The 12,554-nt window shown below is 65.5% G+C and carries 11 protein-coding genes and 1 tRNA gene; 5 read left to right on the top strand and 7 right to left on the bottom strand.

The genetic code is table 11. From position 1 onward, the window contains the following. The first annotated feature begins 11 nt into the window (after positions 1-11). Positions 12-1,310 (top strand): cytochrome P450, encoded by a 1,299-nt coding sequence (locus G6N51_RS14180; protein WP_083167095.1) that lies wholly within the window; start codon positions 12-14, stop codon positions 1,308-1,310. 391 nt (positions 1,311-1,701) lie between these two features. Here the strand turns inward: G6N51_RS14180 and G6N51_RS14175 are convergent. The 6 genes from G6N51_RS14175 to G6N51_RS14150 form a co-directional block, all read right to left on the bottom strand. Continuing rightward, a tRNA-Arg gene (locus tag G6N51_RS14175) sits at positions 1,702-1,774 on the bottom strand. A gap of 40 nt (positions 1,775-1,814) precedes the next feature. Next, positions 1,815-2,639, bottom strand: coding sequence for an LLM class F420-dependent oxidoreductase (locus G6N51_RS14170; protein ID WP_083167090.1), 825 nt, complete (start codon positions 2,637-2,639; stop codon positions 1,815-1,817). A gap of 23 nt (positions 2,640-2,662) precedes the next feature. After that, complete coding sequence (locus G6N51_RS14165; RefSeq protein ID WP_083167085.1) at positions 2,663-3,718, bottom strand: poly-gamma-glutamate hydrolase family protein; 1,056 nt, start codon at positions 3,716-3,718, stop codon at positions 2,663-2,665. Then, on the bottom strand, positions 3,719-4,975 hold the full coding sequence (locus G6N51_RS14160) for an Nramp family divalent metal transporter (protein WP_372510159.1): 1,257 nt from the start codon (positions 4,973-4,975) through the stop codon (positions 3,719-3,721). It abuts the gene before it with no gap. 90 nt (positions 4,976-5,065) lie between these two features. Beyond that, complete coding sequence (locus G6N51_RS14155; protein ID WP_083167077.1) at positions 5,066-6,142, bottom strand: NAD(P)H-dependent amine dehydrogenase family protein; 1,077 nt, start codon at positions 6,140-6,142, stop codon at positions 5,066-5,068. Between the two features lie 24 nt (positions 6,143-6,166). Beyond that, on the bottom strand, positions 6,167-6,958 hold the full coding sequence (locus tag G6N51_RS14150; protein WP_083167072.1) for an SDR family oxidoreductase: 792 nt from the start codon (positions 6,956-6,958) through the stop codon (positions 6,167-6,169). 311 nt (positions 6,959-7,269) lie between these two features. On the opposite strand from G6N51_RS14150, the gene pstS (G6N51_RS14145) reads away from it, so the two are divergent. The 4 genes from pstS (G6N51_RS14145) to pstA all read left to right on the top strand — a co-directional run bounded on the left by pstS (G6N51_RS14145) (position 7,270) and on the right by pstA (position 11,588). Then, positions 7,270-8,382 carry a phosphate ABC transporter substrate-binding protein PstS gene (pstS, locus tag G6N51_RS14145; protein ID WP_083167069.1) on the top strand — a complete coding sequence of 371 codons (1,113 nt, stop codon included), beginning with the start codon at positions 7,270-7,272 and terminating at the stop codon, positions 8,380-8,382. Between the two features lie 183 nt (positions 8,383-8,565). After that, positions 8,566-9,678 (top strand): phosphate ABC transporter substrate-binding protein PstS, encoded by a 1,113-nt coding sequence (gene pstS, locus G6N51_RS14140; protein WP_083167064.1) that lies wholly within the window; start codon positions 8,566-8,568, stop codon positions 9,676-9,678. Between the two features lie 69 nt (positions 9,679-9,747). After that, a complete protein-coding gene (gene pstC, locus G6N51_RS14135) occupies positions 9,748-10,683 on the top strand; it encodes a phosphate ABC transporter permease subunit PstC (protein WP_142274818.1) in 936 nt (311 codons plus the stop codon). Further along, positions 10,680-11,588, top strand: a complete 909-nt coding sequence (gene pstA / locus G6N51_RS14130) for a phosphate ABC transporter permease PstA (protein ID WP_083167056.1) — start codon at positions 10,680-10,682, stop codon at positions 11,586-11,588. The genes pstC and pstA overlap by 4 nt, the downstream gene beginning before the upstream one ends. A gap of 16 nt (positions 11,589-11,604) precedes the next feature. On the opposite strand, the gene ku is transcribed toward pstA, so the two are convergent. Then, complete coding sequence (gene ku / locus G6N51_RS14125) at positions 11,605-12,498, bottom strand: non-homologous end joining protein Ku (RefSeq protein WP_083167052.1); 894 nt, start codon at positions 12,496-12,498, stop codon at positions 11,605-11,607. Positions 12,499-12,554: the final 56 nt, after the last annotated feature.

Raw genomic sequence — 12,554 nt, 5'->3', positions numbered from 1 at the left:
GGGGAGCGAAAATGTCGATCAGTCAGACCGCCCAAGGGGTTGCCGAAGCCATTAGGCCGTTCAGTAATGCCGTTCGGATGAACCTGGCTGCCGCGATACGCACCCGCCGACGCGGCTACGACGCTTGGACGGGCGCGATGAATACAGACTATGACCCACAGAATCCGATCACCGCTGCCCAACCATTCGACGCCTACCGGGCTCTACACAGAAGTGGCCGCGTGCACTACAACCCCAGGCGAGCCACCTGGATCGTCAGCCGACTCGACGACGTGCGAGCTGCACTGCGCGACACCGATCAGGTCACCAGTACGCAAGGGGTCACCCGATTGAGGATGTCGGCACCGCTCGCGGTGCTGACCGACGGTGAAGAACACACCCGACTCCGTAAGCAGATCCAGCCGGGATTCAGCAAGGGAGCCATGAGCGCCTGGCAGGAAATCGTCGAGAAGCTGGCCGTGGAACTCGTCTCCGACCTGTTGAACAACCCCGGCTGCGATGTCGTGCAGCACTTGGCGATACCGATGCCGATCCGTCTGATCGCGCAGATCCTCGGGGTACCCGAAGACGACGTCAATGACTTCCGGCGGTGGTCAGAAAACGCCGTGAAAGTCATGGAATTGACGCCGACACGTGCAGGTCTCGCAGAGGCTGTCAGATCCATATCCGCAATGGTGGCGTTGCAGCGCTACTTCGTGAAGCAATTCGCAGTGGGTGGATTAAAGGGATCGGGCACTGTGCTGGGGCGACTCCTCGAACACAACACCGATGGCAGTCTCACCGATCGCCAGCTTTGGCTGATCGCGATTCACCTGTTGATCGCCGGGAATGAAACGACCACGAACCTTCTCGGTGGAATGTTCGACACCCTCGCCCGTCACCCCGATCAGTACGACTTGATCCGCGCCAACCCCGACCTCGTCCCGATCGCCGTCGAGGAGCAACTTCGCATCACGACCCCGATACAAAACCTCTACCGTTACACCCGCGCCGACTATCAAATCGGCGGCGTCACCATCCCCTCCGGATCACGCGTCCTTTTGTCCTTCGGGGCGGCGAATCGCGACCCGGCAGCCTTCGACCAACCTGACGAGTACCGCGCTGACCGCAACCCGCGAGCTCACGTCGCTTTCGGCTACGGCGCACACATGTGCATAGGAGCGCCACTGGCTCGAATGGAAGCCCAAGCCGTGCTGAGACAACTCGTCACCCACGTCAAACGGATCGCTCCCGGCGGCCCCACAGAATGGTCGACCCATAGTTCGTTACGCGGTCCGACCCACCTACCGCTTCACCTGACGCCAGCCTGACCGACCCTTCCGGGCGAGAGAGGCGGCAGGAACGGATGTCCCCTGCAACACCCCATCCACAGGTATTGCCTATTCCTCGAATCCACTGACCTGGCCTTTGATCGATCCAGAGCGTCAATCAAAACATTGCATTGCTGTCGAGCGTGCATGTGGCTAAAGCGCACAACTGCCACATTCATTCCGGCTGGGTGGTCCGCTGTTGATGGAGGCGCGGCGCGTCAAGGGGGGCGACTCTTGGCGCGTCCCAGCTATCCCGATACTGGGTCGCTACAGTCGCAACAACTGCGCTGGCTAGTGCTGGCACGCGCTACAGAAGATCACACGGAGATCGCACGCGCCGACCCGCGCCTACGCCCAAAAATGGCCTCTGAGCAGGTAATATATGACGTCGTGCCCCCGGCAGGATTCGAACCTGCGACACCGGCTTTAGGAGAGCCGTGCTCTATCCCCTGAGCTACGAGGGCGGACCGCCTGAGCTTACCGGCAGTCCGTAACCGCGACGGCTCAGCGCAGCTCGGCGATGACCTTCGCGAAGTTCTTGATGTGGTTGTCCTGCACGGTGACGGACGTGACCCCGTATTTCTCGCGGTAGAAGGACAGCCTGTTGGCCATCTCACGCGGCGTGCCGCTGAGCACCGAGGTCTGCTCGAGCAACTCCTCGTCGGACAGCCCCGGGGCGTATTGCCGGGTCATCCTCAGGTCGGGCATGGTCTCGCCTTCGGCCGGCAGAGCAGTGATGGCCAGGTTCAGCTCCAGCGAGTCGAATCGGTCGCCGGCGGCGCTGCGGACGAACTCGACGCGTTCGGTCAACGGGTCGTCGGCTTCTTTCACCCTCGAACCTGTCAGCCCGATGATGTCGGCGTGCCGGGCGGCGATGGTCAACACCCGGTCGCCGTTGCCGGCAATGAGGATTGGCGTCTTCGGGTGATGCTCCTTCAGGTATTTCGTCATGTGCTTGAGGTAGTCGACCCGGGCGCCGGCGCTGGGGTAGGGGAGCTCGGCCGCATCGAACTCTTCTTTGACGTATCCGGTTCCGAGGCCGATCTCGAGACGGCCGTCGCTGAGTTTGTCCAGGTCGCCAAGGTCTCGACTCAACAGGGCCGGCTTGTAGAAGGCGGCGTTGAGCACATACATGCTGAGCTTGAGTCTCGTGGTGACCATGGCGGCCGCGGTCAGCGCGGCGATCGGGGAGGCTGCCCCCAAATGATCTGGCACACAGAGAATGTCGAAGCCAACATCTTCGGCGCGCTTCACCTTTTCGGCAAACGCCTCGCGCGACTTGATGAAGCGCATGCTCATTCCGAAACGAAAATCCTTGGCCACCAACAACTCCGTTCAACAGATGAGGACAATTACCAACAACGTGCCGCCTCCGCGAGTCCCAGGATCAGCGCCGTGGTGACCGGAGACAGGCCGTCGTCGCCGGGCAGCGGGCTGCGCGGGCTCAACCCGCGCACGCGTGGGGACAGCTCCAGCTGGGTCCCGCCGTCGCGCACCCGGTTGACCGGGTTGCCCGGATGCAGACCCCGCAACTCCGGCGGGATGTCCTCGAGGTCGGTGATCACCAGGTAACCGGTCAACCGAATGTGCCGGGCCAAATGCGCGGCCAGCGCGCGGTTGCGGCCACCGGCCAGCAGTTGAGTGCTGCGCCCGATGCGGCCGTAGCCGTGCAGCGACACCGCGACGTCGACATGGTCGAGGAACTCGGCGAGCCGGGGCGACTCCGCCGGGTCGAACAACGCCGACGGCAGGTGGTGCGGATAGCGGTCGGGGTGACGCAGCACGTACACCGACGCGTCGGCGGCCTCGGCCGCGCGTTCGGCGATCACGTCGGTCATCTCTTCCAGCCCGCCGCCGTGGATGGCGAGGAAGCCGAAGCGCGACCGCAATCGGCTGGCCTCGGCCACCCCCGGTTCGCTCAGCAACGCCGAAAGCGATTGCGGCGCAGGGCCGGACGTCGATACCCGGCGAGGCCAGCGCGAGGGATCCCAGCGCCGCAAGAAGTCGATCCAGCGCTGCGGCAACCCGTGCTGCACGGCACCGTCGATGATCTTGGGCAGGTAACCCGGCCGGGGCGGGCCGGGTGTCACCCGATGGTCGATGTAGACCCAGGCCGGCGATGGCCCGGCGTCGGTGTGCACCGTCAGCCGGTCACGCCGGTAACGCACCGGCACACCCTCGGCGCTGTCCAGGGTGACCAGGTCGCCGTCGGAGATCTGCCAGACCACGCCGTGCACCTGATTGCCGGCGCACGGTTCGACGGTGGCCACGCCGCGCTGGTTGATTAGCCAGTCGTGATCGGACAGGACGGCCGGGCGCGGATCGTCGGCGTCGGGACACCGTTGCGCCATCTGCCGCACGCACAGGTTCGACCCGTATGCGAAGTAGGCATGCCGGCGGCCCGGCATTCAGCCAGTCACCGTCAGCCAGATGAGCACCACGTTAAGCAGACTAATCATCACGCCGACGGCCCAGCCAATAACCGTCGTGACGGGGTGATTGGTGTCGTCGCCCATCAGCTCGCGGTCGCCGGTCAGCTTCACCAGCGGCAGGACCGCAAACGGTATCCCGAACGACAGCACGACCTGGGAGAGCACCAGCGCGCGGGTGGGGTCGAACCCGACCGCGAGGATCACCAGGGCGGGGCAGACGGTGACCAGGCGGCGCACCAGCATCGGAATCCGGCGGTGCAGCAGGCCCTGCATGATCATGGCGCCGGCGTAGGCGCCGACCGACGACGACGCCAGCCCGGACGCCAGCAGCCCGACCGCGAACAGCACCGCGATGGTCGCGCCCAGCGTGTGGTGGATCGCGGAGTATGCGCCCTCGATGGACACGCTGATGTCGCGGTGCTGCAGGTTGATCGCGGCGACCAGCAGCATCGCGGCGTTCACCGTTCCGGCCACGGCCATCGCCAGCACGACGTCCAGCCGGGTCACCCGCAGCAGCAGGCGTCGGTGTGCGCCCTCGGCGGGATGCCCGTGCCGGTCGAGGACCAGCCCCGAATGCATGTAGACCGCGTGCGGCATCACCGTGGCGCCCAGGATCGCGGCGGCCAGCAGCACGCTTTCGGTCCCCCGGAATCGCGGCACCAGCCCGCCGAGCACGGCATCGGGCGGCGGCGTCTTGACGAAGAAGCTGGCCGCGAAGCCGATGGCGATGACCAGTAGCAGGCCGGTGATGACGCGTTCGAAGATGATCTGCCCCCGCCGGTCCTGGATCGCCAGCAGCAGCAGGGACACCAGCCCGGTGATGATGCCGCCGACCAGCAGCGGCAGGTCGAACAGGATCCGCAACGCGATTGCGCCGCCGACGATCTCGGCCATGTCGGTGGCGATCGCCACCAGTTCGGCCTGTACCCAGTAGACCAGCCGGACCGGACGGTTCATTCGCTTGCCGATGGCCGCCGGCAACGAGCGTCCGGTCACCAGGCCGAGCTTGGCCGACAGGTACTGCACCAGGCCGGCCAGCGCATTGGCCACCACGATCACCCACAGCAGCAGGTAGCCGAACTTGGCGCCGGAGCTGACGTTGGCCGCGACGTTGCCGGGGTCGACGTAGGCGATCGCGGCGACGAAGGCGGGCCCCAGCAGATACCAGCTGCTTTTCAGCGAGTCCTGGCTGCTCTGCGTCAACGCGTCGCACCTCGATTCACACGTCCGAATAAGAAAGTGAGGTTAGCCGAAGACTCCGCGGTGACTGGGACGCCACCCGCCATTCGGGCGTGGACGGCGGTTGATTGCCGAGCGGCCGAATCAACCCGGCAGGTAGAGCCCCTTGCCGGTGATCAGGGGCAGGTCCAGCGTCGTCACGATGCCCGGCGGGGCCGCCACGACGGCGGGGATCGCATTGACCACCCGCATGGCGGTGGCCACCAACCCGGCGTGGTTGTGGTCGCCCCTGCGGCTGCTGAGGCAGACGTCCATGGCGTAGGACGGTTCGCCGCTGATCTCGATGCGATAGGACCCACCGGGCTGGGCGGGCTGCGGCCAATCCGGGCAGAGGTCCTCACGCAGCCGGGTGACGTGTTCGAGGACCACGACGGGGTCGCCGTTGACCATGCCGAACACCTCGAACCGCAGCGCGGCGGCGCTGCCCTTGGGGATGTGCCCCGACGCGATGTCGAAGTCCTCGGGCGCCGGCACGCGGACGTACTCCTGCGCGACCGAGTCGAGTGAGACGCCCAGGCCGGCCGCCAGTTGCCGGACCACCGAGCCCCAAGCCAGGCTGAGCACGCCGGGCTGCAACAGCATGGGGATCTCGTCGAGCGGCTTCCCGAAACCCATCACGTCGAACATGACCGCGGCGCTGTCATAGGTGGCGTAGTCGACGATCTCCATGCAGCGGATCTGCTGGATGTTCTGGCAGGTGCCGGCCAGCGCCAGCGGCAGCAGGTCGTTGGCGAAGCCGGGGTCGATCCCATTGACGAATACGCTCGAATTCCCTTCGCGCGCAGCGTCTTCAATGGGCTTGATCAGCTCCTCGGGAATCACCTGCCACGGATACTGCAGAAACACCGGGCCGCTACCCACGACGTTGATCCCGGCCGCCAGGACGCGCCGGTAGTCCTCGAGCGCCTCGGGCAATCGGTTGTCGGCCAGCGCGTTGTACACGGCGCATTGCGGCCCGGCCGCCAGGACGGCGTCCAGGTCGGTGCTGGCCAGCACGCCGGTCGCGTCGGAAAGCCCGGCAAGCTCTGCCGCGTCCTTGCCGGCCTTGGCGTCCGACGACACCCAAACGCCCCTGAGGTCGAACGCCGGGTTGGTGATGAGCGCGCGCAGGGCGTGAACACCGACGTTGCCGGTGCCCAACTGGACGACGGGTATTGCCATGACGGGCTCCTCAGCGGTCGGGGGTCACAGATCGGGGACGGGGATGTCGAGGTTGGGGTAGGTGAGGCCGCCGTCGACCTCCAGCGTCTTACCGGTCAGGAAGCTGCCCGCCGGGGACGCCAAATACACTGCGGCGGCGGCGATGTCGACGGGATCACCGAGGCGGCGCATGGGGGTGGCCTTCTCCATCGGCGCGCGCAGTTCGTCGTTGGAGGCAACCACGTCCAGCGCGGAGGTGAGGATCGACCCCGGCGCGATCGCGTTGACCCGGATGCGCGGGCACAGGTCCAGTGCGGTCAGCCGGGTGTAGTGCGACAGCGCGGCCTTGGCGGTGCCGTAGGCGGCGAAACCACGGCCGGCCAGCCGGCCCATCGTGGAGGTGATGTTGATGACGCTGCCCCCGCCGGCGTGCTCGAGCATGAGGGGCACCGCCGCGACGGTCAGCGCGTGGGCGGTGGCCACGTTGAAGGTGAACGCGTCCTTGAGCTCTTTGGTCGAGGTGGTCAGCAGGGTGTTGGGCATGGTCCCGCCGACGTTGTTGACGACGATGTCCAATTTCCCGAAGGCGTCGACGGCCTGGCCGGCCAACTGCGCGGTCACCTCCGGATGCGCCAGGTCGGCGGCGACGATGTGCGCCCGCCGGCCGGCGGCGCGGACCTGTTCGGCGACGCCTTCTAGTTGCGCTTGCGTTCGCGAGGCGATCACGACATCGGCGCCCGCCTCGGCGAAAGCCAGCGCGATCGCCGCCCCGAGGCCGCGGCCCGCACCGGTGATGACGGCGACTTTGTCATCGAGACGAAATCTGTCCAGGATCATTGCGGCCTCTCTTCGCCCAAGTTGTCAGCCGACACGGTAGCAAGCCCCGCCGTCTGGGATGCGGCATTTCTGGAACAGGTTCTACTTTTGCATACGGGCGGAGCGATGGAACGCCCCGCGCCCGGGTCCCGGCAGGCCCGGACCGGTCGGTCGAATGGGTGTCTCAACGCGATACGGGACGGCCTCGCCCGATTTCGTGTCCACTGCGAAGACATTCGCTCGGCGCTAGCCTTAGTGCTGACCGTTTGGTCGGCGCGCAGCGGCTATTGAATGGTGGCGATCATGTTTGATCCTTCCTGTTGGGGATCCTATTGGGCCTGAACCGATTCGGCGCGGCGCTGAGCGTTTTGACCGTCGCCGCCCTCGTGGTGTCGGGCTGCGGCAGCAACGACAACGGGGCGGGGGAAAGCGCGGGACCGGGCGCGTCGCCCGTCAAGGTGAGTTGTGGCGGCACGAAGACGCTGAGGGCCAGCGGGTCGACCGCCCAGGCGAACGCGATGACCCGCTTCATCAAGGCATTCGAGCAGGCCTGCCCGGGCCAGACGCTGAACTACACGCCCAACGGCTCGGGCGCCGGTATCGGCGAATTCACCGGAAAACATACTGATTTCGCTGGGTCGGACTCACCGCTGGCGCCCATCGAATACTTTGCAGCGCAGGCGCGCTGCGGTTCACCGGCGTGGAATTTGCCGGTGGTGTTCGGACCGATCGCGATCAGTTACAACGTCGCGGGCGTGACTTCGCTGAATCTGGATGGGCCGACCGCCGCGAAAGTATTCAAGGGCGCCATCACGACATGGGACGATCCGGCGATTCAGGCGTTGAACCCGGGCGTCGCGTTTCCGGCCGAGCCGATTCGGGTGATCTTCCGCAACGACCAGTCCGGTACCACCGACAATTTCCAGAAATACCTCGACTCCGCCGGTCATGGGGTCTGGGACAAGGGCATCGGCAAGACGTTCAACGGCGGTGTCGGCGAGGGGGTCAGAGGCAACGACGGCGCGTCCGCGGCGGCCAGGGCCACCGAAGGGTCGATCACCTATAACGAGTGGTCTTTCGCCCAGGCGCAGAAACTCAACATGGCCAAGATCATCACGTCGGCCGGGCCGGACGCGGTGGCGATCAACGCCGACTCCGTCGGCAAGACGATCGCCGGCGCCGACTTCACCGAGGAGGGCAACGACTTGGTCGTCGACACCTTCTCCTTCTACAGGCCGACCCAGCCCGGTTCGTACCCGATCGTGCTGGCGACGTACGAGATCGTCTGCTCGAAGTACGCGGATCCCCAGGTCGCCGCGGCCGTGAAGGCGTTTCTCCAGAGCACCATCGGTGCTGGGCAGAACGGTTTGGCGGACAATGGCTACATTCCCGTCCCGGGCGCGCTCAAGTCCCGATTGTCCGCGGCGATCAACGCCATTTCGTGAGCGCCTCGCGTGGGGTGCGCCGACCCGCAAAGCCGTCCTGGCCAGCGGCAATCGGCCGACAGCAATTTGCCCAGCGTTAACCTTCGTGCTGTTAGCTTCCTTGCTGCAAGAGACGGCTGGTCGCCGCAGAGCGGCGAGGACAACGCCGGCAATCATGTTTCATCTCTACCGTTAGGAAGTGACTTGAAACTCAACCGATTCGGTGCCGCGCTGAGCGTCGTGACCGCTGGTGCGCTGGTGTTGTCGGGATGTGGAAGCGACAACAACGCCGGCGGCGGGAGCTCGACCAGCGGTTCGTCGGCGGGCAAGGTCAGCTGTGGCGGCAAGAAGACGCTGAAGGCCAGCGGGTCGACCGCGCAGGCCAACGCGATGACCCGCTTCGTCAACGCTTTCGAACAGGCATGCCCCGGGCAGACGTTGAACTACACGGCCAACGGCTCGGGCGCGGGAATCAGTGAATTCAACGGCAATCAAACCGATTTCGGTGGCTCGGACTCGCCGCTTGTCCCCAAGGAATACGCCGCCGCGCAGCAGCGGTGCGGCTCGCCGGCATGGAACCTGCCGGTCGTGTTCGGCCCGATCGCCATCACCTACAACGTCAAGGGCGTGAGTTCGCTGAGCCTCGACGGTCCCACGGCGGCGAAAATCTTCAACGGCGCGATCACGAGCTGGAATGACCCGGCCATTGCGGCGCTGAACTCCGGCGTCACGTTGCCCGCCGAGCCGATTCATGTGGTGTTCCGCAACGACGAGTCCGGCACCACGGACAACTTCCAGAAATACCTCGACGCCGCCTCCAACGGCGCGTGGGGCAAGGGCGCGGGGAAGACCTTCAAGGGCGGCGTCGGCGAGGGCGCCAAGGGTAACGACGGCACGTCGGCGGCGATCAAGTCCACCGAGGGATCCATCACCTACAACGAGTGGTCGTTCGCCGAGGCGCAGAAGCTCAACATGGCCAAGGTCGTGACGTCGGCCGGTCCGGACGCCGTGGCGATCAGCTCTGACTCGGTCGGCAAGACGATTTCCGGGGCCAAGATCAGCGGGCAGGGCAATGACCTGGTGCTCGACACGCTTTCCTTCTACAAGCCGACCCAGCCGGGGTCTTACCCGATCGTGTTGGCGACGTACGAGATCGTGTGCTCGAAGTACCCCGATTCCCAGGTGGGTACGGCGGTGAAGGCTTTCCTGGAAAGTACCATCGGTGCGGGGCAAAGTGGCCTGGCCGACAACGGGTACATCCCGATCCCGGATTCGTTCAAGTCGAGACTGTCGGCTTCGATCAACGCCATCACGTGATCTGAGGTGGTCGTGACCCGTGGAGCGGTAGCCAGCCCGTCGACTCCGAAGGAACCCGAGCTCAAGGCGCTGGGTGCGTCGTCGGCTCGGCGGGCCGACCGACTGTTCAAGCTGACGGCTGCCGCTGCCGGGTCGACGATCGTGGTCGCGATCCTGCTGATCGCGTTGTTCCTGCTGATTCGTGCGGTTCCGTCGTTGCGGGCCAACCACGCGAACTTCTTCACGAGCGCCCAGTTCAGCACCACCGACCCGGGGAAGCTCGCGTTCGGCATCCGCGACCTGTTCATGGTGACCGTGTTGAGTTCGATCACCGCGCTGGTCCTGGCGGTGCCGGTTGCGGTCGGGATTGCGGTGTTTCTCACCCAATACGCGCCCAAGCGGCTGGCTCGCCCGTTCGGGGCCATCGTCGACCTGCTGGCCGCGGTGCCCTCGATCATCTTCGGGTTGTGGGGGATCTTCGTGCTGGCGCCCAAGATCGAGCCCGTCGCGGCGTTCCTCAACCGCAACCTGGGCTGGTTCTTCCTGTTCAAGCAGGGAAACGTGTCACTGGCCGGTGGCGGCACCATCTTCACGGCGGGCATCGTGCTGTCGGCGATGATCCTGCCGATCATCACGTCGGTCTCGCGTGAGGTGTTTCGGCAAACCCCCCCGATGCAGATGGAAGCGGCGCAAGCGCTGGGGGCCACCAAGTGGGAAGTGGTGCGGATGACCGTGCTGCCGTTCGGTCGCAGCGGTGTCATCGCGGCGTCGATGCTGGGGCTGGGCCGCGCGCTCGGTGAGACGGTGGCGGTGTTGATCATTCTGCGCTCGGCGGCACGCGCGGGGAATTGGTCGCTGTTCGACGGCGGTTACACGTTCGCCTCCAAGATCGCCTCCGCCGCGGCTGAATTCAGCGAGCCGTTGCCCACCGGGGCCTACATCGCCGCGGGGTTCGCGCTGTTCGTCTTGACGTTCGTCGTCAACGCGTTGGCCCGCGCGATCGCCGGCGGGAAGGTCAACGGATGACGGACGTGGTCGAGGCGTTCGACCGGCCGGTCAAAGCCCAGGCGTTCCGGCCCGTCAGCATCAGGCGCCGGCTCACCAACAACGCCGCGACGATATTCTTCGTCGCTTCGTTCCTCATCGCGCTGGTGCCGCTGGTCTGGGTGCTCGCGGTCGTGGTGGCCCGCGGTTGGTACGCGGTCACCCGGATGGGCTGGTGGACTCACTCGCTGCACGGGATTTTGCCCGAGCAGTTCGCCGGGGGCGTCTATCACGCGCTGTATGGAACCGTGGTGCAGGCCGGTGTGGCCGCGCTGATGTCCGTGCCGCTGGGCCTGATGACCGCGGTCTTTCTGGTGGAATACGGTTCCGGCCGGCTGGTGCGGCTGACCACGTTCATGGTCGACGTGCTCGCCGGGGTGCCTTCGATCGTGGCGGCGCTGTTCATCTTCAGCCTCTGGATCGCCACCCTGGGATTCCAGCAGAGCTCGTTCGCCGTGTCGCTGGCGCTTGTCTTGCTGATGCTGCCGGTGGTGGTGCGGTCCGCCGAGGAGATGCTCCGGTTGGTGCCCGACGACCTGCGCGAGGCCAGCTACGCGCTCGGCGTTCCCAAATGGACGACCATCTTGCGCATCGTCTTTCCCATCGCGATGCCCGGCATCGTCTCCGGCGTCCTGCTGTCGGTGGCGCGGGTGATCGGGGAAACCGCTCCGGTGTTGGTCCTGGTCGGCTACAGCCGGTCGATCAACCTCGACATCTTCCACGGCAACATGGCCTCGCTGCCGCTGCTGATCTACACCGAACTCACCAACCCCGAGCACGCCGGCTTCCTGCGCATCTGGGGTGCGGCCCTGAGCCTGATCATCATGGTCGCCGTGATCAACCTGATCGCGGCGGCGATCCGATTCCTGGCGACCCGCCGGCGCTGAACGCGCGGGATCCGCGTCACGACCTCGACGCGGACTTCTTCGCCGGTGCCTTCTTGGCCGGTGCCTTCTTGGCGGCCGATTTCTTGGCGGGTGCCTTCTTGGCGGCAGCCTTGCCGTCACCGGAGCGCGCCTTGACACTGGCTTCGAGCTTGGCCAGCAGGTCTGAGACGTCCTCGGTCTCGTCGAGTTCCTTCGGTTGCTCCTCGGTGGTGAAGGCCTCGCCGCCTTCGAGTTTCGCGTCGATGAGCTCCTGCAGCTGCTCCTGGTAGGTGTCGTGGTAGCGGTCGGGATTGAAGTCCTCTGCCATCGATTCCACGACCTGACCGGCCATCTTCAGTTCCGCCGGCTTGATCTCGACTTCCTTGTCGAGCACGGGGAAGTCGGGGTCGCGGATCTCGTCGGGCCATAACAGGGTGTGCACCATCATCACGTCCCGCTTGCCGAAGTCCTTGACGCGCAACGCCGCCAGCCGCGTCTTGTTGCGCAGCGTGAAGTGCACGATGGCCATCCGGTCGGTTTCGGCGAGCGTTTTCGCCAGCAGCACATAGGATTTCGATGACTTGGAGTCGGGCTCGAGGAAGTAGCTGCGGTCGAACAGCATCGGGTCGACCTCTTCGGCGGGAACGAACTCGAGCACCTCGATCTCGCGGCTGCGTTCTTCGGGCAGGGTGGCGATGTCGTCGTCGGTGATGATGACCATCTGGCCGTCGTCGGATTCGAAGGCGCGGGCGATGTCACGGTATTCGACGACCTCGCCGTCCACCTCGCACACGCGTTGGTACCGGATGCGGCCGTTGTCCTTGGCGTGCACCTGATGGAACTTGATGTCGTGGTCCTGGGTGGCGCTGTACACCTTCACCGGGACGTTGACCAGCCCGAATGCGATTGAGCCCTTCCAGATGGAGCGCATGTAAGTCAGTATGCCCATACTGTTCGCCGGCTAACAGGACGCGGGGCCGTTGCGCC

This window comes from Mycobacterium paraseoulense, assembly GCF_010731655.1.
GTDB classification, from domain to species: domain Bacteria; phylum Actinomycetota; class Actinomycetes; order Mycobacteriales; family Mycobacteriaceae; genus Mycobacterium; species Mycobacterium paraseoulense.
This window is presented reverse-complemented; position numbering and strand designations above follow the sequence as displayed.